A 25,946-nucleotide genomic window follows, 5' to 3' on the forward strand; every position below is an offset into this window, starting at 1 on the left:
TCCCCCCCTCCCCCCCCCCTTCCCCATCCTCCCCCCCCCCCCCCCCCCCCCCCCCCCCCCCCCCCCCCCCCCCCCCCCCCCCCCCCCGCTGCAGTTTTGGGCGAAAGATCCGGGTATCCCCCGATGCGAGGAGGCCGTCGCGCCGGCGGATCGGGGCTGAAAATCAGCCGCGCCCCAGCGCCGAGGTCAGTTCGATCTCGATCACCACCCGCGCGGGGTTGGGCGAAGGGACCCGCCCGTAGCGCTCGGCGTAGCGCCGCTCGGCCTCCGCGACCCGCTCCGGCTCCCGGTGCACGACGGCGAGCCCCTCCAGCGTCGCCCAGCGCCGCCGGTCCACCTGGCAGACCGCGACCCGGGCGCCTGCGGGCCCCGCGGCCAGGATGTTGGCCACCTTGGTGCTCGACTTGTTGGTGATCACCCGAGCCAGTCCCTCCTCCGGTGCGTATGTCACCCCGACGGGCACCACGTGCGGGGAGCCGTCGGGGCGGAGGGTGGTGAGGGTGCACAGGTGGCGCTCCCGCCAGAAGCCGAGGTAGGCGGCGTCGGGATCGCGCGGGTTCACGGGGTAGGCGGCCATGGCGGGAACTTAACCGTTTCTCGCCCCACGCACCTTCTTGAGTGAAATAGACTCAACTTTGTGTATGTTGCTGTAGTCAGGCCGAGGACGACTGACGCAAGGAGGAGACAGCGACCGTGGACGCCGAGCTGACCAACAGGAGCCGGGACGCGATCAACGCGGCCAGCAGCCGGGCCGTGACCGAGGGGCACCCGGACCTCACCCCTGCCCACCTGCTGCTCGCTCTGCTGGCGGGGCAGGACAACGAGAACATCACCGACCTGCTGGCCGCGGTCGACGCCGACCAGGCCGCCGTGCGCGCCGGCGCCGAGCAGGTGCTGGCCTCGCTGCCCAGCGTGACCGGCTCGACCGTCGCGCCCCCGCAGCCCGACCGCGAGCTGCTCGCCGTCATCGCCGACGCCACCGAGCGGGCCAGGGAGCTCGGCGACGAGTTCCTGTCCACCGAGCACCTGCTGATCGGCATCGCCGCGAAGGGCGGCCGCACCGGAGACGTACTCTCCTCGCAGGGGGCCACCGCCAAGAAGTTGCTGGACGCGTTCCAGAAGACCAGGGGAGGGCGCCGGGTGACGACCGCGGATCCCGAGGGCCAGTACAAGGCGCTCGAAAAGTTCGGTACGGACTTCACCGCCGCCGCGCGGGAGGGCAAGCTCGACCCGGTCATCGGCCGGGACCAGGAGATCCGCAGGGTCGTCCAGGTGCTGTCGCGGCGCACGAAGAACAACCCCGTCCTCATCGGCGAGCCCGGCGTGGGCAAGACCGCCGTCGTCGAAGGGCTCGCCCAGCGGATCGTCAAGGGCGACGTGCCCGAGTCCCTGAAGAACAAGCGGCTCGTCGCGCTGGACCTCGGCGCCATGGTCGCCGGCGCGAAGTACCGGGGCGAGTTCGAGGAGCGGCTGAAGACCGTCCTCGCCGAGATCAAGGACTCCGACGGCCAGATCATCACCTTCATCGACGAGCTGCACACCGTGGTCGGCGCCGGTGCCGGCGGCGACTCCGCCATGGACGCGGGCAACATGCTGAAGCCCATGCTGGCCCGCGGCGAGCTGCGGATGGTGGGCGCGACGACCCTGGACGAGTACCGCGAGCGGATCGAGAAGGACCCCGCCCTGGAACGGCGCTTCCAGCAGGTGCTGGTCGCCGAGCCGACGGTCGAGGACACCATCGCCATCCTGCGCGGCCTCAAGGGGCGCTACGAGGCCCACCACAAGGTGCAGATCGCGGACCGCGCCCTGGTGGCCGCCGCGGCCCTCTCCGACCGGTACATCACCTCGCGGTTCCTGCCCGACAAGGCCATCGACCTCGTCGACGAGGCCGCGTCCCGGCTGCGCATGGAGATCGACTCGTCCCCCGTCGAGATCGACGAACTCCAGCGCTCCGTCGACCGGTTGAAGATGGAGGAGCTGGCGATCGGCAAGGAGACCGACGCCGCCAGCCGGGAGCGCCTGGAGAAGCTGCGCCGCGACCTCGCCGACCGCGAGGAGGAACTGCGCGGTCTCACCGCCCGCTGGGAGAAGGAGAAGCAGTCCCTCAACCGCGTCGGTGAGCTGAAGGAGAAGCTCGACGAGCTGCGCGGCCAGGCCGAACGCGCCCAGCGCGACGGCGACTTCGACACCGCCTCCAAGCTGCTCTACGGCGAGATCCCCGACCTGGAGCGGGATCTGGAGGCTGCCTCCGAGGAAGAGGAGGAGGCCGCCGAGGCCGACACCATGGTCAAGGAGGAGGTCGGCGCGGACGACATCGCGGACGTCGTCGGTGCCTGGACCGGCATCCCGGCCGGCCGCCTCCTGGAGGGCGAGACCCAGAAACTCCTGCGCATGGAGGAGGAGCTGGGGCGCCGGCTGATCGGCCAGGCGCAGGCCGTGCAGGCGGTGTCGGACGCGGTGCGGCGCACCCGCGCCGGGATCGCCGACCCCGACCGGCCCACCGGCTCCTTCCTCTTCCTCGGCCCGACCGGCGTCGGCAAGACCGAACTCGCCAAGGCCCTCGCGGACTTCCTCTTCGACGACGAACGGGCCATGGTCCGCATCGACATGAGCGAGTACGGCGAGAAGCACAGCGTCGCCCGCCTGGTCGGCGCCCCGCCCGGCTACGTCGGGTACGAGGAGGGCGGCCAGCTGACGGAGGCCGTGCGCCGGCGCCCGTACAGCGTGGTCCTGCTCGACGAGGTCGAGAAGGCCCACCCGGAGGTCTTCGACGTCCTGCTCCAGGTGCTGGACGACGGACGTCTGACGGACGGCCAGGGGCGCACGGTCGACTTCCGCAACACGATCCTGGTCCTCACCTCGAACTTGGGCAGCCAGTTCCTGGTCGACCCGGTCAGCACCGAGGAGGAGAAGAAGGAGCAGGTCCTGGAGGTCGTACGCGCCTCCTTCAAGCCGGAGTTCCTGAACCGGCTCGACGACCTGGTGGTCTTCTCGGCGCTGACCAGGACCGAGCTGGAGCGCATCGCCCGGCTCCAGATCGACCGGCTCGCCAAGCGGCTCGCCGACCGCCGGCTCACCCTGGAGGTCACCGAGGGCGCCCTGGCCTGGCTCGCCGACCGGGGCAACGACCCGGCCTACGGTGCCCGGCCGCTGCGCCGCCTCATCCAGACGGCGATCGGCGACCGGCTCGCCAAGGAGATCCTGGCGGGCGAGGTCAAGGACGGTGACACGGTCCGGGTCGACGCCTTCGGCGACGGCCTGATCGTGGGCCCGGCCACCGACGGCGCCCCGGGGGCCGGCAAGACGCTGTGATCCCGGCGGCCGGGAGGCCCGCGTGCCCGGTATGGCGGGCCGCCCGGTGGGTCCGGCGGAACGGGGTACCCGGCGGGTCCGGTGACGGATGTCCGGGGCTGCCGGCCGGTGGGCCGGGCGGCCCGGGCCGCCCGGAGGCGCACCGCGCCCGGCCCGCCCGTCGGCGGAGATCGGCCGGATCGTGTCAGCCCCCGGCGGACAGGCCCGCCAGGGGTTGCCACTCCCCGCCCCGCATGGGGGAGGATGGCGTAATCCGTACGAAGGGAAATACACGGTGAGCATCGACCCGTCCTCGATTCCGAACTTCGGGGGCCAGCCCGAGCCGCAGCCCGGCGGACCGGCGGGCCCCGTCGTCCCGGATCAGGACCTTGTGAAGCAGCTCCTCGACCAGATGGAGCTCAAGCACCTCGTCGACGAAGAGGGAGACCTCGTCGCGCCGTGGGAGCAGTTCCGTACGTACTTCATGTTCCGCGGTGAGGGTGACCAGCAGGTCTTCTCGGTCCGGACGTTCTACGACCGGCCGCACCAGATCGACGAGAAGCCCGCGCTGCTGGAGTCCATCGACGACTGGAACCGTCGCACCCTGTGGCCGAAGGTCTACAGCCACACGCACGACGACGGCACCGTCCGGCTCATCGGCGAGGCGCAGATGCTGATCGGCACCGGCGTCAGCCTGGAGCACTTCGTCTCGTCGACGGTCAGCTGGGTGCGGGCCGCCATCGAGTTCGACAAGTGGCTCGTCGAGCAGCTCGGCCTGGAGCAGGAAGTCAACGAAGCGGAGAAGCCCGGGGACGACGAGGAGTAGTCCCGGCCCCCACTCACAGGGGCGTATGGGCGATCACCACCAGATACGCCCCGTAGGCGAACGAGAGCCCGGCAAGGGCGCCGACCACCAGCGTCGCGTGCCACGGCCGGGCTCTTGCCGTGCGCACCAGCGCGCCCGCCAGCGGCAGCAGCAGGGGGAACGCGGGCAGCAGGAAGCGCGGCTTGCACTCGAAGAAGCCCGAGCCGCCCAGCGCGATCAGCAGCAGGACGCCGCTGTGCACGAGCAGCGGCAGCGGGGCGCGGTCCGCGACGAGCAGCGCGAACAGCAGGATCGCCGCCGCCACGATCACCATCGTCATGGGGAAGACGAAGCGGTCGCCGCGCAGCAGCAGGTGCTTCACGAAGCCCAGGGAGTCGCGGCCGAAGTCGAAGCGGGACCCCCACAGGCGCTGCACCGCGAAGTAGCCGCCGAGCGGATCACCCGTGCGCAGGCCGACCCACAGGACGTAGCCGCCCCAGCCGAGCGGCGCGAGCGCGGCGCCCGTCCACAGCCTGTGGGAAACTTTCCGGCCGCGCGCCCGCACGATCTCGTACGCCGCCGCCGCGAGGACCGCCGCGGCCACGGCGACCCCGTTGGGCCGGGCCAGCCCCGCCAGCGCCGCGAGCGCGCCCGCCCACACCCACCGCCCGGTCAGCACCGCGTGGAGCGACCAGGCGGCGAACGCCGTGAGCACCGGCTCCGTGTACGCCATCGACAGCACGACGGAGTGCGGAAGCAGCCCCCACAGCACGACGAGCACGGTGGCGACGGCGGGGCCGTGCAGCCGAGCCCCGACGAGGTAGATCCCGTACGCGGCGGCCGCCGCGGCGGTCCAGGCGACCAGCAGGGCCGCGCCCGCACCGCTCAGCGGGGTCACCGTGGTGACGGACCGCACGAGTGCCGGGTAGAGCGGGAAGAAGGCCAGGTCGCTGCGGGCGATGTCCGGACCGACCTGCGTCGTGCGGCCGTACCCGTGCGCCGCGATGCCCAGATACCAGAGCGAGTCCCAGGACCTGCCGAGCAGGGCGAGCGTCGGTCTGCCCTGCGAGCGGGCGGCCACGGCGAGCACGAGGACGCCGGTGAGACGTGCGGCGGCGAACAGCCCGAGCGCGGTGGCCGCCGTGGTGGACAGCCGCCGTGGCGCGGAACCCGGGAGCTCGCGGGCCCCGGCACCGGACGCCTTGGCGGGAGCGGGAATGGTACTCGCGTGGGTCACATCCGAACTGTGCGTCCCTTACGCGGCATTTGCGAGCATCACCCGGCCGTGCGGGTACCGATCGTGCCCCTCCGGCGCGTCGCCCGCCTCGGGCGCCCTCAGGGTGCTAGAAACCCGCCTTTCGGGCCCCGGCGGGGTCCCCGAAGGCCGCCTTCAGCCGTTCGGCTGCCTCTTCGAGCACCTCCGTGCGCTTGCAGCCGGTGAAGACGTGAGCACGGCGCTTCACTGGCTCCCTCCCTGTAGGGCAGACCCGCAAGCGCCGCGCTCCCAGTAGGGGCAATCCGCCCCCCTGGCCGGGTCTTCACCCGGATGCAAGGGGGTCCCGTGAGCGTTCCGACGTTCCGGCCGATGACGACGCCGTTCAAGACGATTGATCCGAACGGTGATCTCGATATTTACGCTCGGAAGTCCGTTGCCCGAAAGGGTCAGCGAGACACCGAACTGAGCGTTGGGCAGCAGATTGAAGACGGCATTCGTTGGGCCAAATGGAATGGCTACACCCCGCGTCATGTGTGGGTGGATCACGGAATCAGCGGATCAAAGGATGTGAAGCGACCCGCGTACGACGCTGGCCTTAACTCGCTGGAGACCGGCGAAATCAAGTGCCTTTGGTCGTACAAGCTGGACCGGTTCAGCCGCCGGGGCGCGCTCGCTGTCCTCACGATCATGGAGCGGCTAGAGGGTCGGCGAATCTTCTTCGGTGCTGACAATCTCGACACCAGCGAGCCGAAAGACCGTCGCATGATTATGTGGCGTGCCGAGGATGCAAAGGAGTTCAGCGACCAACTGTCGGACCGTGTGTCCGACTCATGGCGCTACTCGAAAGACCAGGGCTATTGGCTGGCCCCGCGTGTTCCCTACGGCCTGGCCAAAACCAAGAACCGCAAGCTGATCCCCGACGATTCGCCCGCCATTCCCGGCAAGCTGGACGGTCCGAAAAAGGCCGACGTGATCCGGCGCATCATTTCCGAGATTGCGGAGGGTGCGACGGCACCGACCGTGGCGGGGGGACTTAACGCCGAGGGCATTCCGTGCCCGAGCGGCGGCAAGTGGTCGCCGCAGTACATGTACCGAGTGGTCAAGAATCCCGCGTACATCGGACTCCAGCCGTCGTCTCACTGGTTCGAAAGAGAGGACCCGATTCACCGTAATGCCGAGGGGCGACGGGTGAGTGTCGGTACGGCGCTGGTTACCGAGGCCGAACAGATGCGAGCGCGCAAGGTGGTCAAGGGCCGAACAAAGCTGATGGGGGACAAGTCCACCCCCGCCCGCCGTGGAATCCGCAGCCTGCCCAAGCATCTTCTTTCGGGACTTTTGCACTGCGCTGGCTGCGGACGAAAAATGGTTCGGCGCGGTTCGTCGTACAACTGCCCACACAAGACCAGCGGGGGACGGCCGTGTGATGCCCCGGCGTCCGTCATGGCTAAGTACGCCCATGACTTTGTGTTCGCTGCATTCGTGAGCCGTCTAACGGCAAGCGAACCGGAAGACGCCCTGATTTTGGCGGTGGCTACCCGCTGGTTGGCCACGCACCGACCGGACGCCGTAAGTGAGCGGAAAAGCCTTGCTGAGGCGGTGGAAAACGCAAAGGCAGAGTTGAGTGATCTCCTGGACGCCCGCTACAAGCGCGGTGAATTTAGCGGCCCTGCGGCTGAGTATTTCCCCGGATTGCTGACCGAGGCGGAGGACAAGGTCAGGCTTGCGGAAAAGGCTCTTAGCTCTGTGCCAGAGCCCACAGCGGATGTGTCTTTCCTCTTTGAGGCCGAGCAGATCCAGGAGGCTTGGCAGGCGGCGACGGAGGAACAGCGGCGCGGGTTGCTGGCGCTGGCGCTGGACGGCATTTGCGTGCGGCAGAAGTTCGGGGCCGGACGCACCAAGGTGACGGCCGAGCGATTCCATTACGCATGGGCAGGTTTCACGCGGGTTGTGGATCTCCCGAGAGCCGCAGTGCCGGAGTCGGAGGGGCAAGCGGCCGAGTAGGGCGCGCTGAGAGGCTGACAGAGGCCCGGTGGGACAACTTCCCGCCGGGCCTTCCCCATGCCCTCTGATGCCCCCTCAGGGGCTCTCAATGACCGGCCAGCGGCGAGGGGATTAGCGGCCCTTGCTGACAACGGCCACGAGAGAGCCAACAGACGGCCGTCTGGGCCGTTCCCGCCACCTCGCCGCCCGGTACGCGGTGAGAGTCGCAGACGGCCCGCAGGTAGCCGTACAGAGCTTCCATCCCGAGTCGACTAGCAATCTGACGGTACGTCAGAAAGAGCCACTTAACCGGCTCGCTCTCTGCACCGTGAACGCAACAGGAGAGACAACAGGGAGGTTGCGCGGTGCCACTCACGAACACCCTTGACCTTGAAACGCTGAGCGCGCGTATGAACGCGTGGGCCAGCGAGAGGGACACAAAGCGCGGCCGACTCGTGCGCGCGTTCCGAAAGAATCTGGGGAACTCCCCAGACCTACAGGCGGCCCGCCTCGCTCTGCTTATCGCGGAAGCTGCCTGACAGAAACCCCCGTCAGCGATGGCGGGGTTTTCTTTTGATGACTTTAAGGAATATCGGGGGACACTCGCGTTCGTTACGGGAGTTCCGGGGAACAGTCGATCCCCTTACGGGGATTAGAGAGGACACGAAAACATGTCGAATCCAGGTTACGAGGAAATACGGGGAGCACTCCAGCGGGCAGAAGAAGCAGCATGGGAGGCAGGCCCGGCAGCGGAAGACGTTCACGCGTACGTGCGGCACGCGCTGAGTCTTGTTGAGTCCGTACTGTTCCCTGCTGGTGGCTGTGCCGGGCCGGATTGCTCTGACCCCGTGCCTGACAAGGGAATTGGTCGCCCTGCGCTGTATTGCTCAGCTCGCTGTAGGGACCAGGCGAAGTACCTAGCCAGGAAGCAGCGGGCACAGCGAGGAGCGGGGAGCTAGTACAGAAACTCTCTAAATGTAGTTTGTGTAGAAGTGAACTACATTCTAGATATACCTATAGGAGTCCTACTAGCAATACCGAAGCTAGGTACAACTACATGCCGCAACGTAACACCCTATTGAAGGAGTGGCCTGCCCTTGATTTTCGGTGATCCTCGCTGCGAGGTATGCGACACCGCCCTAACCGGCCGACAGGAAGTCGTCTGCTCGAATGCCTGTCGGCAGGCCCGGAAGCGCGCACGCAAGCTGACGGCCGCTGAGTACACGGCAAAGCTCTTGGGGCGAGACTGCGAGCGCTGTGGAGACGCGTACGAGCCGAAGAACAGCCGTCAGCGGTTCTGTTCCGAGGAGTGCGCCGAGCAGGCAAAGGCGGACGGGGAAGAGTCCCGCTGGGAAGCCGTTTGCGAGTTGGACGGGTGCGAGAACAGCGCGGGATGGGACGGTGCTACGCGTGCCCGCCGCTACTGCTCGAATGCTCACAAGCAAAAGGCTTACCGACAGCGGAAGCGCGCTGCCTAGCCGAAAGGCTCTGTGCGGCTCCCTGAGCGACGTTTAGCGGCTCGCTAAACCCCTACGCCCGAGCATTCCCGAGAGGCGCTTAGAAAGGCGCTGGGGGCCCGAGCCGGCTTGGGGTATCAACTCGATAACGCTACCTGGCTTTATGTCCGCTTCGGTTGTTTCGCGGTTAACCAACACACTCTCTGGCCAGTAGAGGCGAAACACCTCTACTCGACAGCGAATCGAGTTGGGCCGGGTGAGCAATTGCCCGGCCTTTCGCTGATCACCTAGGAACGTTCCTAGGTGGTGCTGTCACATGCGGCCTTTACCCGCATTCCCCTGATCTTCGGCGAGTTGTATTCACGCGCGCATGGACGGCGTGACGCTCGCTGGTTAGCCCCCTCGCTTGGTCTGTAAAGGAGACCGGGCGAGGGGGCTTTTTTCGTACCTGGAGGTTCCGCGATGGACGTCGATGCCGCATACCGCGCTGTCGTTTTCAATGCTTTGCGTGCGGCCACTCAGGACGGCCGCTATGTCGAGGAGCACGCGCTATCCGTCGCTGTGAACCGGTGGGCAGGGCAAAACGGTGTCGGCCCGGTGCCTATGGGATCGCTCGTGCGGCTCGTTGGCGCCGCTGGATACCCGTACTTCCAAACTGACCAGCGAGGATATTTCGCTGGTCTCGCTATCAAGGAGGATTCATGACCAACCGCGATCACATTGATTCTGGGATGACCGACGCGGCCATTGCGAGCATTCTGCACGCTCGTGCCGGGTCCTGGAACTACAGCACTGCAATGGAGAATGCCGCCGCACTCGCGTCTAGTGGCGGATCCCTTAGCCCTGAGTCGCGTATGGCGCTGGGTTACTACCAGGGCGGCAAGAAGGCTGCTGCCGCTTCCGGCCGTGACGTTTCCGGCCCTGCCGAATCGATGGGTGGGGATCGAATTGCAGCCGCTTACAAGAACCTCGGAGGCAACGTCTGATGACTGACGCAAAGCTGATTAAGGCTCGTGCTGCCGCTGAGAAGGCGCAGCGAGAGCTAGAGGCCGCCGAGGCCGCCGAACTCGAAAAGGCCGAGCAGATCGCCGCTGAGCGTGAAGCCAAGCAACGTGACCTAGATATCGCGTTCCTGGCCGAGTGGGAAAAGCTCGACGCTGACCTACAAGATTCGGGTAACAAGTCGGCCAGTGACGCTGTTTACGAGGGAACCGACCCCATCGCCGCTGTAGCCGCTTTCTGGGTGGAGCGCGCTAAGCGAAATGCCGTTCGAGAGCACGCACGGAACGCGTATTTCCGGGTGCATGGTGAGCACGCGGCGGGCAACTTTGCAGCCAGTCTGCTTACCCGCGACATGATGATTGCGGCCCGGCTGGAACAGGCGATTGGCGACGCTGCGAAGCGCCATGCTGCCGACCTGGCAGACGAACTTGACGCTAAGTGGCTCGTCAGCGAGGACGGCGCGTAATGCCCCAGGATTCGCTAGACCCTGGCCCGAATGGCGATTACCCGCACTTCCCCCGCCTGCCCGATGGTTCCCCGGCATGGGCCGATTCGGTGCCCGCTGGTTACACCGGTTCCGTTGTGCGGCGGGGTGTTGAATATGTGCGCGTGTACGGCGGGGCCCGACACGGTGAACTGGTGGGATTCGATACGACCCCTCGGGACGCTGCGGGTAACCCGATCAACCCGCCGGTTATCCCGCCCGCGTAGCGCTGTGGCCGTTCGCTGTCGCAAGAGGGGGGCCGGAGCCGGCGAGGTCTGGCCCCCTTTCTGACCTGCCATGCCCGTGCACATCTTCGCTGGCGCGTGTGCTGGTGCTAAGGAGTCAGCGTGTCCAGCGCGTACATTGGCCTGGTCGGCCAGGGCACGATCTTGCCGTTCATGGAGAATGGAACCGCGCCATCTTCATCACGCAATCTTGAAATTGACTCCGCCAACTGTTCGAGATTCCTGGTGCTCCACGGGTCGGGGAGGAACACCGTGTAGTGGCCGATTCTTACGACCACGCTGCTCAGATCCTCCGGTTCTTCAACAATCATGAGTTGCCGAGTGTCGGCATCATGGCTTGGGTTAAAGCCAATGATTGACGGCAGGGTGGCGGATGAGCCGGGCTTGATCTGTTCTCGGATGGGGTTCAATGCGGGCTGGAGGATGTAGCTCCACCCCAAAGCTGAGAACGCAGCCAAGTAGGCGGAGCGTACCCATGAAACATCGGCATGCTTTGACGAAAATCGCTCTTTGATCGTGAACTTGAAGCCTGCCGTTTCGCTGTCCTCGGATGCGGCGCGCAATGCGTTCTCATGAGCGTCGAGCATCGCCGGATGGTTTTGCTTGGGTACACCTTGCAGGAACCAGCCATTCCCAGTGCTCTGCGCCTCCCCGTTGACGAAGATGCCCTCCGCTTCAAAGACAGCGCGCATGGGCCGCTTCGTACCTTTGCCCGCCATCATGCTGTGAAACTCTGCACGCTTCTGTGCGTGAGAGTCAAAGTCCCGTCCCGCGTCATTGTTGCAGCGCTTGCAAGTGAGCAGCATTCCCTTTCCGTCAAGCGCTTCCGGCGGCACGTGCTCAACAGTCAACGTCTGTGCGGCCACTGCTTCAAACGGGAAGGCGTGCAAGCAGCACGGGCACGCGTAGTAGAGATCATCAGTGGGCAGCCGATCAGCGAGCCCGATGCGATCCATCACTTGCCGGAACAGCGGCGCTCCCTCGCTGAACCAGCGTTCTCGCTTGTCCATGTGACGAGTATGCCCGTGAGCGGTGTCGGCCGTCCGACGCTTTCTCTGACTGATCATGGCGGGCCCATACCTGGGGGGTGCCTCCCCACCCGCCTGCTAAACGAGCGGCAGGGAGAGAAAAACCTGTGATGGCTAATCAGACCGTTTCTGTGGGCCCTTTTAGCCCGCTGGGTTGTTAGGAATTGACCGATGATTGATGACGAGTTCCGCGCCAAGATAGCCGAGTGGGCCGAGTTGATGACGGCGGCACGGCGTAAGTACCGGGAACGGGAAGCGATAGAGGACCGTAGGCGCAGGTCCCGAATGCAGGCTTTCGACAGCATCCGCTATGCCGGGGTGCCGGCCTACCTCGTGCGTGAATACCAGGATGCACGACGCAAGAGGGAGGCGGCGGGGAGAGGCCAGAAAGTCTAAGATACTCAGCCCCTAAACCGTCGCCGAGACCCGTCATCGTCCAACGCTCTCTGAGCAGCATCCACAAACAGACCAAGGCATACCCGTATGTCCCGACGCGCGTCGGCCACCCACGCCATAGGGCTATCGAAGTCGGTTAGGGCTCGTTCTCGCACTGCTACTCGAAAAGCCACGCATGCGTCCATTAGGTGGTCGGCAGGGGCTGTCACCCTTTTGGGTCCGGCGAAGAGAACGTCTGTCCATGCCTGCCTAATGTCGAGCAGAATCGGGTGTAACTCGTCATCTTGATTGGGTTCGTCGTCGTAGTATTCCCAGTCCATCAAGACTGCGACAGAGGCGGCATACTTCTTATATGCGGCTTCGCGAGGCTCGCGCCGTGCCTTACGATGCTCTGCGCGGGCAGCAATTTCGGCACCTGCCCTTTGTGCCCGCCCGGTAGCTAGAGCCGCTCCAATTGTGCCCAGAGAGCCCGCCAGTGCGCCGCATACGGCTGCTAGTGCTGCGTCCATGGCGCAGGATCGTACAGCCCCGCGATCGAGAGGCTTTCCGTGCGCCGAGCCGTACCGCCCGACCACCTAGGAACGTTCCTAGGTGCTTGCCCCGTACCTGCTGCCTCTCTGGTGGCCGGTGCGGGGCTTTCGGCGTTTCTGGGGAATCTTCGGTAAAGAGTTGGGATGCTCAGCCGGCTGAGGGTCCTAAATTCCACCTAGTCGCTCACAGCCACTTTTGCACAAAGTCATCGTCGTAGTCTTCATCCCCATTCATCATGAAGATTGCACGACCCTGGTTCTCAAGCCCTTCGGCTCGCGCTAGGGCGCATTCTGCGCACCATTCTCCGCCGTGCAGGTCGTCATATTCGCCCTCTCCTGTACCGGGCTCCGACTGGTATTGAGTTCGCGCCTCTGCGACGTCAAAGCTTGTCTCGCACTCAACACACTTCGCTTCGCCTTCCTGGTCCTCGGATGCAGGGCCGGGGAACGGCGACCAGGTTTCGACGCCCTCGGCGACGCGCTGCCTGTTGGCGAGGTGGATGAGCACACCGGTCGTGACGACGAGGACCGTGCCGCCGATGGTGATGATCTTCTTCTTGTGCTTCTTGATCAGGTTCTTCGTTTTCTCAGCGGCTGAGGGGGGCTCGTCGTCCTCGGAGGGAGGCTTAGCAGAGGAGTTCACCTGCACAGACCTACCGGACCAGCCCCTTAGCTGTCATGCGATCGCCAGACATTGGATACGTGGGGGTACTCGGCGGGCTGGGCCATCGTCACCCGTGCAAGACATGGCTCGTATCTGATGGGTCGTCAGAAACGTTGCCGGTGAGGTCTGCCCGATGTCGTCCGATGCCCCCTTGACGTTGATCACGCGCCGGGGCGAGGCTCGTGCAAGCACGTGCAACCGACTCGGTAGAGGAGTGCCCAATGGCCCTAAAGTTTCTGGGGATTTGGCCGAACACCCCGGACGACGGTTCGCCCACGATCTGGCTTGACGACACGACCGGAGACCTGATCATCCAGTCATGGAAAGCCGATGACGCAACGGTCCGTCAGGCTCAGGAAGTCGGCTCGGTGCCCGGCCATTCAACGGACGTTCCGGACCACGAGACCGTGATTCGGTTGCCCGCGAACATGCTTCAGTTCATCCCGCGCCCGGACAGTGAGGTCAACGGTGGCAACAGCGGTACGTGAATGCCTCGCAAAGGCGCAACGCTCAGCGATGCACCTTGAAATGCGGGACAGCTACATGCGGGATGATCCGGAATTCATCCGCTGGCAGGAAGGGCACCGGTACGACCCGGCCGACCGCGAATCATGGTGGCGTTCCTGGCTGGACGTAGTGGCCGAGACGACGGCCCGAGGTGTCGTCATGCGCCGGTTGCGTGTGGTCTCCGAGCCGCTGAGCGACTACGTCCGGTACGAGTACGACGGCACGTTCACCAACGTCGCTGCGGGTGAGGACGTCCGTTGGTTGCCGCGCTCGCTGGCCCGTGACTTGCTGTTGCCCGCGCTGGACGGATGGGTCATGGATGAGGAAACCGTGATCTTGCATCACTTCAGCGGAGAGGGTCAGTGGACCGGCCCGCGCATGGAGGTATTGCACGATTCGAAATTGGCCTCGCAGTACGTCACGGCGTATGAGGCAGCGTGGGAGCGGGCAATTCCCCACGCGGATTACCGGCCCGTCTGACGACTACGCACCATGGCTGTTTCCTCATACTCCAGCGCACAGCAGGCCCGGCAGGCTCTCGCGGATCGTCTCGCAGAACTCTGCCGGGATGCTGGCCTGACCGGTGCCGATATCGCGGATCGCTGCGAATGGAGCCGGTCTAAATCGTCCCGGATCATGAATGCGCGCACACCCCCGTCCGCTGACGACATTCGGGCATGGTGCCGTGCCTGCGGGGCCGAGGACCAAACCGAGGATTTGATTGCCTCGCTGCGGACGGCCGAGGGCATGTGGGTTGGCTGGCGGCGAATGGAGCGGGCCGGGCTCAAACAGGCGCAGGAGGCACGTCTACCGCTGTATCAGCGCACCCGCCGTTTCCGGTCGTACTCGTCATGGCTTGTGCCCGGCATGATCCAGACACGGCCGTACACGACAGCGGCACTGCAAGCGATCCAGCGACGGCGTGGCCTGGTGGACGATGTGGCCGAGGCGGTGGCCGCGCGCATGGAACGTCAGCGGGTGTTGTACGAGGGTGACCGGCGATTCGCCTTCCTCGTCGAGGAGTCGGTGTTGCGGGCCGGAATCGGTGGCGCTGAGGTCATGGCCGGACAGCTTGGTCACCTCGTGTCCGTTGCCTCACTTCCCAACGTGAGTTTGGGAGTTGTGCCTATGCAGCCGGATCGGGAGCGCTGGCCCGCCGAGGGTTTTTGGATCTATGACACCGCCCAAGTCAATGTCGAATTGATCTCCGGGTATCTCACGATCACGCAACCCAGCGAGGTAGCCATGTACGCGGAAACGTTCGCGGAGCTGGCAGCGCTGGCGGTCTACGGGGCGAACGCACGTGCGCTGATTACGGATGCCATGGACCGGCTCTCGTGATTGCTGTGCAACCTCGTGCAACCGGCTGGTAGTTGGGGGGTCGCCGTTCCTAGCGTGGTTGGGCATCGGACCACGCGAGGGGACGGCGAGCATGGCTAGTCAGGCGACGAACACGGACGCGCGGCAGCGTGAGTACACGACTTACGCCCCGCCTGGTGAGAAGTGCCGGAAGTGCCGCAAGTCGTTCAAGACGCTGGAGACGTGCCAGCGGGTGGCCATTGAGCGCGCGTCCGGATCGGCAAGCGCTGACAGGTATGAACACCGGGAGTGCCCGGCATGACCCGTGCGGTACTCCGGTACGTCACCCACACCATTCGGCACGCGCCGGATCTTGAGTCATCGCGAGAAGCGTTCTGCACGGCGGAGGGATGCGGGGCACAGTCCGGCGCTACGGCGGAAGACGCGGTGCAGCTTTGGTGCCTGGGGCACACAGGCCGCAATCCGGAGCACGACACGTACAGACGCGTATTCACCGACCATGCGCGCGTAACGCGGGATGAGTGACCCCGTGAACGTGAATGACGATCTTTTGCGGCCCCGCTCCGGACCGGTTGCCCCGAACACGTGCGTCACGTGCGCGATGCTCCGTGGAAGCCTTAGAGCGAGCACCCGCACGAATGACGTGGACCTTGCCCTAGCCACCGTGCAAGGCATGCAAGTTCACCTGAGGCACGGGCACCCGGACGACCCCACCAACCACCTGACCCCGGCTCGCTGACGCCGACAGTTCAGCGGGCCGGATGAGCCCCGCTTGTGTGCCTTCCCCGTGGCGCATGAGCGGGGCCCGAGTGCCGGATCTAGCGGTGTTTCCGCAGGTCAGCGAGCCTTTCGGTTGCTTCGCGCAACTTATCGGTACGCTTGCAGAACGCGAACCGCACGAACGGGGCCCCCTCCTCCCGGTGGTCGTAGAAGACCGCGTTCGGGACGGCGACGACTCCGGCCCGCTCCGGCAGCGCGCGGCAGAAGGCCACGCCGTCCGACTCCCCGAGCGGCCGGATGTCGGTGGTGACGAAATACGTGCCGACGGGCCGGAAGACCCCGAAACCCGCCTCCTGCAGTCCCGCCGCCAGCACGTCCCGCTTGGCCCACAGGTCGGTGCGGAACCCGTCGAAGTACGCGTCCGGCAGGGCCAGGGCCTCCGCGACGGCGTACTGGAAGGGCCCCGCCGACACGTACGTCAGATACTGCTTGGCCGAGCGCACGGCGGTGACGAGGCCGGGGGCCGCCGTCACCCAGCCGACCTTCCAGCCCGTGTACGAGAACGTCTTGCCGGCGCTGCTGATGGAGACCGTCCGCTCGCGCATGCCCGGGAAGGACGCCAGCGGCAGGTGCTCCGCGCCGTCGAAGACCAGGTGCTCGTACACCTCGTCCGTGACGACGAGCAGATCCCGCTCGACGGCGAGCCGCGCGATCTCGGTGAGCTCCTCGCGGGTGAGCACCGTGCCCGTCGGGTTGTGCGGCGTGTTGATCAGCAGCAGCCGCGTGTTGTCCGTGACCGCGTCGCGCAGCTCGTCGAGGTCGAGACGGAACGCCCCCTCGTGCGGACGCAGCGTCACCGGCACCCGCGTCCCGCCCGCCATGGCGATGCAGGCCGCGTACGAGTCGTAGTACGGCTCGAACGCGATCACCTCGTCGCCGGGCTCCACCAGCGCCAGCAGGGTCGCCGCGATCGCCTCCGTCGCGCCCGCCGTGACCAGCACCTCGGTGTCGGGGTCGTACGCCAGCCCGTAGCGGCGCTGCTGGTGCGCGGCGACCGCCGTCCGCAGCTCGGGCACGCCCGGTCCCGGCGGGTACTGGTTGCCGTGCCCCGCGCGCAGCGCCCGCACGGCCGCCTCCCGGATCTCCTGCGGACCGTCGGTGTCGGGGAAACCCTGGCCGAGGTTGATCGCCCCGGTGCTCAGGGCGAGGGCCGACATCTCCGCGAAGATCGTCGTACCGAACTCGGCGAGCCTGCGGTTGAGGAGAGGGCGTGCGCTGGAGGTCATGGCGGCCATCCTGCGCCGAAGCTCTGGAGTTCCTCAACTCTGCTTTGGCGCGGACGGCGCGAGGGCATCCCCCCTCCACGCGGGCCCACGGGGGGTCGCTTCGGGGGAAGTGAGAGGAGGGTGACGCCATGTTCGTAGGCATCATCCTGGCAGTCGGCCTGGTCGCTCTGGTCGCGGTCTTCAAGGCCGCCGGACGGGGCCACAAGAAGTCCGCCAAGGGATCGAGGGGCCGCGGCGCCCGCTCCGGCCGGGGCGGCAGCAGCGGCAGCTGGTGGGCCGGCGGGGGCGGCACGGCCGCGTCCTGCGGGTCGTCCGGAGGCGGCCACCACGGCCACTCCTGCGGCAGTGGATCGTCGTGCAGCAGCGGCTCGTCCTGCGGAGGCGGGTCGTCGTGCGGCGGCGGAGGCGGATGCGGGGGAGGCAGCTGACACGGGGCAGCCGAGCTCCCTCGGGGGGACGCGCATCCGCACACCCACGTGCCCGCCGGGGGACCACCCCCGGCGGGCACGTCGGCTTTCCGGGCGGGGCTGCGGCCGCGGCCCGGCCCCGCGACCCGGCGACCGCCGCCGGTCGGGGGACGAGGGGTTCCGGGGGCGGCTTCCGCGCTCCGGGCGTACGCCGTGGTTGAACAGTTGAGCTGTGCAGCCCTCGGGGGGATGGAAACCCTACGAAGTTGGGTAAAAACGCTGTGGCGGCGCCACAGTTCATGATTCCCTCTACATCACCAACGCGGCCCTCGGATTTGTCCCTCCTGGCCCGACTGACCTGGCCGATCTCCCGGTACCGACCGGGTGCGCCGGACTCCCCACACCTCCCTTTGCGTAATAGCGGAGCCGACCCATGCTCACGACCCTGAACACCTCGTACAGCGATACGCGTGCGGCCGACCTCGCCTGGACCCTGGGGCGCGAGCCGCTGCCCGCGCTCGCCACCCTCGACCTCGAACTGGCGGGCTCCAAAATGCAGTTGCGGCTGCTCGGCGCCTCCCACCAGGTGCTCCTGGAGGAGGACCGGGGCAGTTGTTCGGAGACCGTCGCGTGCATCCCCGGCAGCAGCACCCCGCTGCCGCTCGGCGTCGCGAAGCGGGTGGGCGACTGGGAGTACGAGTTCGCGGCCCGCGTCGAGACCCTCTCCGACGGCTCCTTCGCCGGGCGCGCCCAGGAGTTGCTGGCCCTGGTCGCCGACCACCCCCACGGTCTCGCCGGTGTCTTCCCCGGCAGCCCGCACGCCTTCACGGCGCTGCTCGCCCAGCACCACGAGGGCCAGATGCACTGGCGCACCTGGCACGCCTATCCCCAGGACGGTCAACTCGTCGCCACCCGAACGAGGGTGGGCGTACGAGTCGCGTCCCTCAGCCCGTCCGCCGTCTGACGGAGGCGGCAACCGGGCCCGTCTCCGGGGTGGTTGCCGACCAGGCGCGGCGCGACGGCCCCGTGCCGCTCTCGCACAGGCGGACAGGATCCACACGTGTGGGTGACGAGGCGTGCCGCCACCGTGACGTAGCGTTCGCAGCGTGATCGATCCGCACGCGCCCGCCACCAATCGCGGTTTCGCGCGGGCACGGGGAGCCTCGAAGCCCGGCGCGCCGCCGCCAGGCAGCGAGCGGGGCCAGGCGCGGCTGCCCGTCCGCCCCGGCATCGGACGCTTCTTCGTCCTCGCCTGCGTCTTCGTCTGCGCCGCCTGCGGACTCGTGTACGAACTCGAACTCGTCGCCCTCGCCTCGTACTTGATCGGCGACTCGGTCACCCAGGCCTCCGTCGTGCTCTCCGTGATGGTCTTCGCGATGGGCATCGGCTCCCTCGCCGCGAAGCGGCTGCGCTGCCGCGCCGCGGCCGGCTTCGGCGCCGTCGAGGCCGCGCTCGCCCTGGTCGGCGGCTGCAGCGCCATGGCGCTGTACGCGATGTTCGCCTGGACCGGTGACTGGGGCGGCGCCTGGGCGAGCGGATCGCGCTGCCTGCTGGTGGCCTTCTCGCTGGCCATCGGACTGCTGATCGGCGCCGAGGTCCCGCTCCTGATGGAGCTGATCCAGCGCATCCGGCGCCAGGACGCGGGCGGCGCGGTCGCGGACCTGTTCGCCGCGGACTACGTCGGCGCGCTGGTCGGAGGCCTGGCCTTCCCCTTCCTCCTGCTGCCCCTGCTCGGCCAGCTGACCGGCGCCCTGCTCACCGGCACGGTCAACGTGATCGCGGGCGGGACGCTCGTCCTCGGCCTGTTCCGGCAGGACCTGACCCGGCGCGCGAGCTGCCTGCTGCTGGCCGCCAACGTGGTCGTCCTCGGGCTGCTCGCCACGGCCGCCGTCCTCGTCGACGACTTCGAACGCGCAGCGCGGCACGCCGTGTACGGCGAGGACGTGCGCGTCGCCCTGCAGACCGGCGTCCAGGAGGTCGTCCTCACCGGCGGCACCCGCGGCCGTCCCCTCGACCTCTTCCTCGACGGCCGGCTCCGGGTCAGCGGACGCGACGAGCACCGGTACCACGAGGCGCTCGTCCACCCCGCGCTGACCGGGCCCCGGGCGCGCGTCCTCGTCCTCGGCGGCGGCGACGGGCTCGCCGCACGCGAGGTGCTGCGCCACCCCGGGGTGCGCCGGGTGGACGTCGTCGAACTCGACGCCGGAGTCGTACGGCTGGCCCGCCGGGACCCCGCCCTGTCCGCGCTGAACGGGCACGCCTTCGACGACCCCCGTGTCCACGTCACCGTCGGCGACGCCTTCGACTGGCTGCGCCGCACCCGCAGCACGTACGACGTGGTGATCTCGGACCTGCCGGACCCGGGCATCACGCCCAGCACCAAGCTCTACTCCCAGGAGTTCTACGGCCTCGCCCACCACGCCCTCGCCCCCGGCGGGCGGCTCGCCGTGCACGCCGGTCCCGTCTCCTCCCGCCCCCGGATCTTCTGGACGGTCGACGCGACGGTCCGGGCCGCCGGGCTGCGGACCACCCCGTACTGCGTCGCCGGACGCGACTCCGGATTCGCGGCGGGCCCCGACCGCACGACCGGCGCCTCCCGCGCCCCGCGCGACTGGGGCTTCGTCCTCGCCGCCCGCAGCCGCCCGGCGCTGCGCATGGACCCGCGCGAGCCCAGCCCGCGCAGTCTCACCGGCGCGACGCTCGCCGCCGACGCCCGCGCCGCGGCCGTCACCCGCGTCGGGGGTCTGGCGCCCTCCACGCTGATCCACCCCCGGTACGCCGACTGAGTCGCCGCGGGCCCGGATACCGGGGAATCCCGTGATGCAGGGGGTGCGGTTCGAGCCATGCTGGGTAGGCTCGGCCGACATGGACCATGAGGTGTTCGTTCCGGTTCCGGCCGAGCGGCTGAGGGAGGCGCTCGCCGACCCCGCGCGGGTCGCCAGGGCCGTCCCGGGCCTCCATCAGGACGCGGGGACGGCGCCCGTGTCCGGGCGGCTGAAGGTGCGCGTCGGGAGCCACAGCATCACGTACCGCGGGGCCCTCCGGGTCGCCGCACGGGACGACGGGTCGTACACGGTCGAGGGCGACGCGACCGAGTCCCGCGGCACCGGATCCGTCAAGCTCGCCCTCACCCTGCGGCTCACCCCCGCGGACGGCGGGACGACGGTCGCCTTCGGCGGCGGGGCCTCTGCGGACGGGCGGGTCGAGGAACTCCCCGCGGACGCGGTGGCCTCGGCGGTGACACGGCTGCTGGACCGGTTCGCCGAGAACCTGGGAGCGGTCGCCGCCCCGGCCGCCGGGAACGGGCCGCCGGCCGACCGTGGCGACGGGGCGGGCTCCCGGGGCGGGGACGGGGAGACGTCCGGCGGGGACGGGGCGGCCGGGGTGCCCACGCCGGCCGGCTCCGCCGAGGACCTGCCGGCGGCCGGTGACGGCTCCGGCCCCCGGACCGGGTCCGACGACGCGCCGCCCTCCGTGTTCGAGACCGACGTGCCGCCGCCCTCCCTGGACCCCCTCGCCGAGGAGGAACTGGAGCAGGAGGAACTGGCCGAGGCGGAGCTCGCGGAGAACGACCTCGTGGCCGAGGAACTGGACGTGGCGGACGAACCGCCCGCCGAGGCGGCGCACGCGCGGCGGACGATGATCGGGCGGAGCGCGGAAGAGGTCGACCACGCGCCGCCGCGCGGGCGGTACGCGCCGGTGCCCGCGCCCGAGGCCACGTCGGCCCGTGCCACGTTGCGCTGGGCGGCGCCCGCGGCGGCGTTCGCGCTGGCGTCGGCCGTCGTCGTCGGACGGGCACTGCGCCGACGGCGGTGACGCGACCCGGCGGGGCCGGTCCGCCCGGTGTGGCGACCCGAGGTGATGTGCGGGGGCCCGCGCCGCGGGCCCTCCTCCTCCGGTCCCGTCTCCGGGGCCCCGGCCCGCATGGGCGTCGTCGTGCGTCGCGTCGCGTGCGGGCGCGTCGTGTTCGTCCTCGACACCGGACGGGCCGCGAGCGCGTCCTGTTCCCGTCGGACGGGTCGAGTGGGAGTGCGGTGGGGCCAGTAGGGTCGTCGCGTGAGTAACGAAGACATCACGCTGACCGCGGGTGACGCGGAGGTGACCGTGCAGCCGGGCAACGGCGGACGGCTGGGCGGACTGCGGGTCGGCGGCGTCGAACTGCTGCGGCAGGGGCCCAAGTTCGGCTGCTTCCCGATGGTGCCCTGGTGCGGGCGGGTCCGGGACGGGCGCTTCCTGGACGGAGGTGCCGTCCGGCAGATGCCCCTCAACTCCCCGCCGCACGCCATCCACGGCACCGTCAGGGACGGCGCCTGGCGCACCGCGCGGACCGGCGACGGCGAGGCCGTCATCACCTACGACCTGGTCGACCCCTGGCCCCACCCCGGCCGCGTCACGCAGATCGTGACCCTGACCGGGAACAGCCTCACGCTCGGCATGGCCGTGGAGGCGCACGACTCCTCCTTCCCGGCGCAGATCGGCTGGCACCCCTGGTTCAACCGGAACCTCGGGACGGGCGAGGACGCCCGGATCGACTTCGCACCCGCCTGGCAGGAGGAGCGCGGCGAGGACCACCTGCCCACCGGGCGCCGGATCGAGCCGCGGCCGGGCCCGTGGGACGACTGCTTCGGGATGCCCGGCGGCGTCGACGTCACCGTCACCTGGCCGGGTCTGCTGGAGCTGAAGATCGCCAGCCGTGAGGAATGGGTCGTGGTGTACGACGAGCAGGAGGCCGCCGTCTGCGTGGAGCCGCAGACCGGGCCGCCCGACGGGCTCAACTCCCTGCCCCGGCTGGTCACTCCGATCGAACCCCTGGAAGCCGCCACCACCTGGACCTGGCGACGCCTCTGAGGCGGGGGCCGGCCCGGGCCGCGACGCCTCTAAGCTGGCTCGCATGAGTGACGTACGCGGCGCGCTGCTGCAGCAGATCAAGGACAAGGCCGTGGTGCACGGCAAGGTGACCCTCTCCTCGGGTCTCGAGGCCGACTACTACGTCGACCTGCGCCGCATCACCCTCGACGGTGAGGCCGCGCCGCTGGTCGGCCAGGTGCTGCTCGACCTCACCGCGAAGCTCGACTTCGACGCGGTGGGCGGTCTCACCATGGGCGCCGACCCCGTGGCCGCGTCCATGCTGCACGCCGCCGCCGCCCGCGGTCGGCGGCTCGACGCCTTCGTGGTGCGCAAGGCCGCCAAGGCGCACGGACTGCAGCGCCGCGTCGAGGGCCCGGAGATCAGGGGCCGCCGGGTCCTGGTCGTCGAGGACACCTCCACCACCGGCGGCTCCCCGCTCACCGCCGTCGAGGCCGTCCGCGAGGCGGGCGCCGAGGTGGTCGGCGTCGCGACCATCGTCGACCGGGCGACGGGTGCCGCGGAGAAGATCCAGGAGGGGGCCGGGGTGCCGTATCTCTTCGCCTTCTCCAAGGACGAGCTGGGCCTCGACTGAGAGTTGTCCACAGGGGCTCGGCCCGGCTGTCCACAGGGCGGACGCGATGGATGGAGCATCGGGCCAAGTCTGGAAAGATGGGGACGACGATGACGTCGCCCCCCTAGGTCAGGGCCGTAAGCACCACGCCACCCGCACATACAAGGAGCGGACAGATGCCCATCGCAACCCCCGAGGTCTACAACGAGATGCTCGACCGGGCGAAGGCAGGCAAGTTCGCCTACCCGGCCATCAACGTGACCTCGACCCAGACCCTGCACGCTGCGCTGCGCGGCTTCGCGGAGGCCGAGAGCGACGGCATCATCCAGATCTCCACCGGCGGTGCCGAGTTCCTCGGCGGCCAGTACAGCAAGGACATGGTCACCGGTGCGGTGGCCCTGGCCGAGTTCGCCCACATCGTCGCGGAGAAGTACCCGGTCACGGTGGCCCTGCACACCGACCACTGCCCCAAGGACAAGCTCGACGGGTACGTGCGGCCGCTGCTCGCCGTCTCCGAGGAGCGCGTCAAGGCCGGCCGCAACCCGCTGTTCCAGTCCCACATGTGGGACGGCTCCGCGGAGACCCTCGCCGACAACCTGGCCATCGCCCAGGAGCTGCTGGAGCGCGCCCGCGCCGCGAAGATCATCCTTGAGGTCGAGATCACCCCGACCGGCGGCGAGGAGGACGGCGTCTCGCACGAGATCAACGACTCGCTGTACACGACCGTCGACGACGCGATCCGCACCGCCGAGGCGCTGGGCCTGGGCGAGAAGGGCCGCTACCTGCTGGCCGCCTCGTTCGGCAACGTGCACGGCGTGTACAAGCCGGGCAACGTCGTCCTGCGTCCGGAGCTCCTCAAGGAGCTGAACGAGGGCGTCGCCGCCAAGTTCGGCAAGCCCTCCCCGTTCGACTTCGTCTTCCACGGCGGCTCCGGCTCCACGGCCGAGGAGATCGCCACGGCCCTGGAGAACGGCGTCGTGAAGATGAACCTCGACACCGACACGCAGTACGCCTTCACCCGGCCCGTCGCGGACCACATGTTCCGCAACTACGACGGCGTCCTGAAGGTCGACGGCGAGGTCGGCAACAAGAAGGCGTACGACCCGCGCACCTGGGGCAAGCTCGCCGAGGCGTCGATGGCCCAGCGGGTCACCGAGGCCTGCGGCAACCTCCGCTCCACCGGCACGAAGATCAAGTAGTCTTCCTGCCCGCCACAGGTCCGTGACGGAGGGCCCGGTACCCCTTGGGGGTGCCGGGCCCTCCGTGCGTCGCGGTGCCGACTCCTCCGTGCGTGGCGTGCCGGGGCGGCGCCGGGTGGGGTGGCGTGGGCCGGGTGGCCGGGTGGCCGGGTGGCCGGAGACCTGGCCGTGGGGCGCCCGACGCGGGATGATCGGCTGCATGGCTGCCCCTCCGCAGGAGAAACCGGCCGTCAGGATCACCTCCCCCCAGGGGAAGTGGATCCTGCTGACCACGGTGCTGGGCTCCAGCATGGCCCTGCTGGACTCGACCGTCGTCAACGTCGCGCTGCCCCGCATCGGCCGTGACCTGGACGCCGACCTCGGCTCGCTCCAGTGGACCGTCAACGCGTACATGGTCACCCTGGCGGGGCTGATCCTCCTCGGCGGGGCCCTCGGCGACCACTTCGGGCGCCGGAAGATCTTCGTGATCGGGGTGGTGTGGTTCGCCGCGGCCTCCCTGCTCTGCGGTCTCTCGCCCAGCGCCGGGGTCCTCGTCGCGGCGCGGGCCCTGCAGGGGGTCGGGGGTGCGCTGCTCACGCCGGGCTCGCTCGCGCTCATCCAGGCGTCCTTCCACCCCGACGACCGGGCCAGGGCGGTGGGGCTCTGGTCCGGCTTCGGCGGCATCGGGGCGGCCGTCGGACCCTTCCTCGGGGGCTGGCTGGTGGACGGCCCCGGCTGGCGCTGGGTCTTCCTCCTGAACGTTCCGCTGGCCCTGCTCTGCGCGCCGATCGCGGTCCGGCACGTGCCCGAGTCGGCCGACGGGCGCAGTCACGGGCACTTCGACGTGCTCGGCGCGGTCCTGGGGGCGTTGGCGCTGGCGCTGGTGACGTACGCGTTGATCGAGGCGCCCGAGGGGTCCGCCGTCGTCGCCGTCACGGCGGTCGCGGGGGTGGGGGCCGGGGCCGCCTTCGTGCTCGTCGAGAAGCGGCGGCCCGATCCGATGATGCCGCTCGACATCTTCGCGTCGCGGCAGTTCACGGCGGTCAATCTCGTGACCCTGTGCGTCTACGCCGCCTTCGGCGGGTTCTTCTTCCTGACCGCGCTCCAGCTCCAGGTCGTGGCCGGGTACTCGGCGCTCGGCGCGGGGACGGCGATGCTGCCCACGACCGTGCTGATGCTGCTGTTCTCCGCCCGCTCCGGGGATCTCGCCCAGCGCATCGGGCCGCGGATTCCGCTCACGGTGGGGCCGCTGCTGTGCGCGACGGGGATGCTGCTGATGCTGCGGGTGGGGCCGGGGGCGTCGTACGTCGCCGACGTGCTGCCGGCGCTGCTGGTGATGGGGTCGGGGATGGTGTCGCTCGTCGCGCCGCTCACGGCCACGGTGCTGGCCTCCGTGGAGACCGGGCGGGCGGGGCTGGCCAGCGGGGTCAACAACGCGGCGGCGCGGGCGGCGGGGCTGGTCGCGGTGGCCGCGCTGCCGTTGCTGGCGGGGATGGGGCCGGAGGCGTACCGGTCGGCGGAGCAGTTCGACGCGGCGTTTCGGCGGGCCATGCCGTGGTGTGCGGGGGTGCTGGTGCTGGGGGCGGTGGTGGCGTTCGCCGCGGTACGGCGGCCGGGGGCGGAGTGCCGGCGGCCGGAGTGCCGTACGCATGGGTGGGTGACGGCGCCGCCGTTGGAGTCTTCGCGTGGGCGGTAGGGGGGCGGTGCCGTTCGTCGGTGTCGGTGCGGGTGCGGGTGCGGGTGCGGGTGCGGGTGCCGGTGCCGGTGCCGGTGCCGGTGCGGGTGTGGGTGCGTGGTCGGTGCGGGTGCGCTGCGGGTGGTGGGTGGGTCGGGGCCGTGCCGGTACATCCGCCCGTCGCTGGTCGGGCACTGAGGTCTGTTACCAGCGTTCCTCGGTGGGGTGTGGCCCCGTCTCGACGGGCATCTGATGTACCGGCACGGCCCCTTCCGTGCACTGGCGGCTGCGGGCGCGTACGGATTGCGCTGCGGACATGCCAGCTGCGGGCAGGCG

General features: G+C 68.8%; 24 protein-coding genes. 19 read left to right on the plus strand and 5 right to left on the minus strand.

Translation table 11 applies throughout. The features are described from left to right. Positions 1-163 precede the first annotated feature (163 nt). The gene (locus ACZ4NT_RS14800; RefSeq protein WP_121405145.1) at positions 164-577 is read right to left on the minus strand and encodes a TIGR03618 family F420-dependent PPOX class oxidoreductase; all 414 of its coding nucleotides are present in this window, start codon (positions 575-577) and stop codon (positions 164-166) included. Between the two features lie 116 nt (positions 578-693). Here ACZ4NT_RS14800 and clpB point away from each other — a divergent pair, with 116 nt between their 5' ends. Next, entirely contained in the window at positions 694-3,312 is a 2,619-nt protein-coding gene (gene clpB, locus ACZ4NT_RS14805; RefSeq protein ID WP_121405146.1) for an ATP-dependent chaperone ClpB, read from the plus strand. Positions 3,313-3,586: 274 nt separating this feature from the next. Further along, entirely contained in the window at positions 3,587-4,117 is a 531-nt protein-coding gene (locus ACZ4NT_RS14810) for a YbjN domain-containing protein (protein ID WP_121405147.1), read from the plus strand. Between the two features lie 13 nt (positions 4,118-4,130). Here the strand turns inward: ACZ4NT_RS14810 and ACZ4NT_RS14815 are convergent, their stop codons facing one another. Next, positions 4,131-5,333: a hypothetical protein gene (locus ACZ4NT_RS14815; protein ID WP_467725535.1), complete on the minus strand. Its 1,203-nt coding sequence runs from the start codon at positions 5,331-5,333 to the stop codon at positions 4,131-4,133. 324 nt (positions 5,334-5,657) lie between these two features. Between ACZ4NT_RS14815 and ACZ4NT_RS14820 the strand changes: the two genes are divergently transcribed. The 4 genes from ACZ4NT_RS14820 (at position 5,658) to ACZ4NT_RS14835 (ending at position 10,217) form a co-directional block, all read left to right on the plus strand. Then, the gene (locus tag ACZ4NT_RS14820; RefSeq protein WP_467725537.1) at positions 5,658-7,313 is read left to right on the plus strand and encodes a recombinase family protein; all 1,656 of its coding nucleotides are present in this window, start codon (positions 5,658-5,660) and stop codon (positions 7,311-7,313) included. Between the two features lie 1,898 nt (positions 7,314-9,211). Further along, complete coding sequence (locus ACZ4NT_RS14825) at positions 9,212-9,454, plus strand: hypothetical protein (protein ID WP_467725538.1); 243 nt, start codon at positions 9,212-9,214, stop codon at positions 9,452-9,454. Further along, entirely contained in the window at positions 9,451-9,735 is a 285-nt protein-coding gene (locus ACZ4NT_RS14830) for a hypothetical protein (RefSeq protein ID WP_467725540.1), read from the plus strand. Before ACZ4NT_RS14825 ends, ACZ4NT_RS14830 begins: the two co-directional genes overlap by 4 nt. Beyond that, positions 9,735-10,217 (plus strand): hypothetical protein, encoded by a 483-nt coding sequence (locus ACZ4NT_RS14835; protein ID WP_467725541.1) that lies wholly within the window; start codon positions 9,735-9,737, stop codon positions 10,215-10,217. Before ACZ4NT_RS14830 ends, ACZ4NT_RS14835 begins: the two co-directional genes overlap by 1 nt. Positions 10,218-10,569: 352 nt before the next feature. On the opposite strand, the gene ACZ4NT_RS14840 is transcribed toward ACZ4NT_RS14835, so the two are convergent. Next, the gene (locus tag ACZ4NT_RS14840) at positions 10,570-11,490 is read right to left on the minus strand and encodes a hypothetical protein (RefSeq protein WP_467725543.1); all 921 of its coding nucleotides are present in this window, start codon (positions 11,488-11,490) and stop codon (positions 10,570-10,572) included. A 189-nt stretch (positions 11,491-11,679) separates the two neighbouring features. Here ACZ4NT_RS14840 and ACZ4NT_RS14845 point away from each other — a divergent pair, with 189 nt between their 5' ends. Further along, the gene (locus ACZ4NT_RS14845; RefSeq protein WP_467725544.1) at positions 11,680-11,904 is read left to right on the plus strand and encodes a hypothetical protein; all 225 of its coding nucleotides are present in this window, start codon (positions 11,680-11,682) and stop codon (positions 11,902-11,904) included. A 714-nt stretch (positions 11,905-12,618) separates the two neighbouring features. Here ACZ4NT_RS14845 and ACZ4NT_RS14850 read toward each other — a convergent pair. Beyond that, positions 12,619-13,077, minus strand: coding sequence for a hypothetical protein (locus ACZ4NT_RS14850; RefSeq protein ID WP_467725546.1), 459 nt, complete (start codon positions 13,075-13,077; stop codon positions 12,619-12,621). 242 nt (positions 13,078-13,319) lie between these two features. Between ACZ4NT_RS14850 and ACZ4NT_RS14855 the strand changes: the two genes are divergently transcribed. The 4 genes from ACZ4NT_RS14855 to ACZ4NT_RS14870 all read left to right on the plus strand — a co-directional run bounded on the left by ACZ4NT_RS14855 (position 13,320) and on the right by ACZ4NT_RS14870 (position 15,450). Continuing rightward, positions 13,320-13,586 (plus strand): hypothetical protein, encoded by a 267-nt coding sequence (locus ACZ4NT_RS14855; protein WP_467725548.1) that lies wholly within the window; start codon positions 13,320-13,322, stop codon positions 13,584-13,586. Beyond that, a complete protein-coding gene (locus ACZ4NT_RS14860) occupies positions 13,567-14,085 on the plus strand; it encodes a DUF6879 family protein (RefSeq protein WP_467725550.1) in 519 nt (172 codons plus the stop codon). The genes ACZ4NT_RS14855 and ACZ4NT_RS14860 overlap by 20 nt, the downstream gene beginning before the upstream one ends. 12 nt (positions 14,086-14,097) lie before the next feature. Beyond that, complete coding sequence (locus tag ACZ4NT_RS14865; RefSeq protein ID WP_467317545.1) at positions 14,098-14,946, plus strand: helix-turn-helix domain-containing protein; 849 nt, start codon at positions 14,098-14,100, stop codon at positions 14,944-14,946. A gap of 276 nt (positions 14,947-15,222) precedes the next feature. Continuing rightward, complete coding sequence (locus ACZ4NT_RS14870) at positions 15,223-15,450, plus strand: DUF7848 domain-containing protein (protein WP_467725553.1); 228 nt, start codon at positions 15,223-15,225, stop codon at positions 15,448-15,450. Positions 15,451-15,743: 293 nt separating this feature from the next. On the opposite strand, the gene ACZ4NT_RS14875 is transcribed toward ACZ4NT_RS14870, so the two are convergent. Beyond that, entirely contained in the window at positions 15,744-16,940 is a 1,197-nt protein-coding gene (locus tag ACZ4NT_RS14875; RefSeq protein WP_467725555.1) for a pyridoxal phosphate-dependent aminotransferase, read from the minus strand. 119 nt (positions 16,941-17,059) lie between these two features. Here ACZ4NT_RS14875 and ACZ4NT_RS14880 point away from each other — a divergent pair, with 119 nt between their 5' ends. The 8 genes from ACZ4NT_RS14880 (at position 17,060) to ACZ4NT_RS14915 (ending at position 25,631) form a co-directional block, all read left to right on the plus strand. After that, positions 17,060-17,359: a hypothetical protein gene (locus tag ACZ4NT_RS14880; RefSeq protein WP_121405149.1), complete on the plus strand. Its 300-nt coding sequence runs from the start codon at positions 17,060-17,062 to the stop codon at positions 17,357-17,359. A 412-nt stretch (positions 17,360-17,771) separates the two neighbouring features. Continuing rightward, complete coding sequence (locus ACZ4NT_RS14885; protein ID WP_467725557.1) at positions 17,772-18,302, plus strand: DUF2617 family protein; 531 nt, start codon at positions 17,772-17,774, stop codon at positions 18,300-18,302. A 142-nt stretch (positions 18,303-18,444) separates the two neighbouring features. Further along, complete coding sequence (locus ACZ4NT_RS14890; RefSeq protein ID WP_467725559.1) at positions 18,445-20,124, plus strand: polyamine aminopropyltransferase; 1,680 nt, start codon at positions 18,445-18,447, stop codon at positions 20,122-20,124. A gap of 79 nt (positions 20,125-20,203) precedes the next feature. Beyond that, positions 20,204-21,154 carry an SRPBCC family protein gene (locus ACZ4NT_RS14895; protein ID WP_121406346.1) on the plus strand — a complete coding sequence of 317 codons (951 nt, stop codon included), beginning with the start codon at positions 20,204-20,206 and terminating at the stop codon, positions 21,152-21,154. A gap of 240 nt (positions 21,155-21,394) precedes the next feature. Then, entirely contained in the window at positions 21,395-22,186 is a 792-nt protein-coding gene (locus ACZ4NT_RS14900) for an aldose epimerase family protein (RefSeq protein WP_121405151.1), read from the plus strand. A gap of 43 nt (positions 22,187-22,229) precedes the next feature. Next, complete coding sequence (gene pyrE / locus ACZ4NT_RS14905; protein ID WP_121405152.1) at positions 22,230-22,778, plus strand: orotate phosphoribosyltransferase; 549 nt, start codon at positions 22,230-22,232, stop codon at positions 22,776-22,778. A 155-nt stretch (positions 22,779-22,933) separates the two neighbouring features. Then, positions 22,934-23,956, plus strand: coding sequence for a class II fructose-bisphosphate aldolase (gene fbaA, locus ACZ4NT_RS14910; RefSeq protein ID WP_121405153.1), 1,023 nt, complete (start codon positions 22,934-22,936; stop codon positions 23,954-23,956). 199 nt (positions 23,957-24,155) lie between these two features. Beyond that, the gene (locus ACZ4NT_RS14915) at positions 24,156-25,631 is read left to right on the plus strand and encodes an MFS transporter (RefSeq protein ID WP_121406347.1); all 1,476 of its coding nucleotides are present in this window, start codon (positions 24,156-24,158) and stop codon (positions 25,629-25,631) included. Positions 25,632-25,946: the final 315 nt, after the last annotated feature.

Source organism: Streptomyces sp. NPDC026417 (assembly GCF_055567695.1).